The organism is Vibrio sp. 1249-1 (genome assembly GCF_033340495.1).
Window position 1 is genome coordinate 1 of record NZ_JAWOWJ010000680.1, and the last position, 646, is coordinate 646.

At 46.7% G+C, this 646-nt stretch carries 1 protein-coding gene; it reads left to right on the forward strand.

The annotated features are described in order from the left end of the window. Nucleotides 1-646, forward strand: a 646-nt coding sequence (locus R7Z50_RS28320; protein WP_318149860.1) for an EAL domain-containing protein, incomplete at both ends; no start/stop codon positions are given.

The window sequence follows — 646 nt, forward strand, 5'->3', positions numbered from 1 at the left end:
CAGCTTAGACAATGAAGAGCTGCAGCGTCGTCAGATGGAAATGCAGAGCGTCAATTTGGTGCACGAGGCGTTATCCAATCAGCGCTTGGAGCTGTTTGCTCAGCGAGTGATGAATTTGCAGTCGCCAGAGTCGCTGATGTATTTTGAGATTTTGGTGCGTATTCGTGACGCGCAGGGTAACTACGTCTCTCCGGCGATTTTCATTCCCGCTTCCGAGCGTTATAACATTGCGCATTGGATTGATAAGCAGGTGATCAACCAAGCGCTTGAATGGTTTGAACAGCGACCAGACGTAGTGGAAAAGTTGGGGCGTTGCTCGATTAACCTTTCTGGTCAATCCATGGGGAATCAGGAATTTATCGATTTTCTTTTCGAACGATTGAAAAACTCGACCATGCCGTGCGAAAAAATCTGTTTAGAAATCACAGAGACGGCGGCCATGGGCAATTTAGATCAAGCCATCGACTTTTTCACCAGAGCCAAATCGCTCGGTTGTATGATTGCGCTGGACGATTTTGGTTCGGGCTTGTCTTCTTTTGGTTACTTGAAGAAACTTCCTGTAGATATCGTGAAAATTGATGGCCTTTTCGTGCGAGATATCGACGTGAATGAGATGGACCGAGTGATGGTTCGCTCCATCAATGAT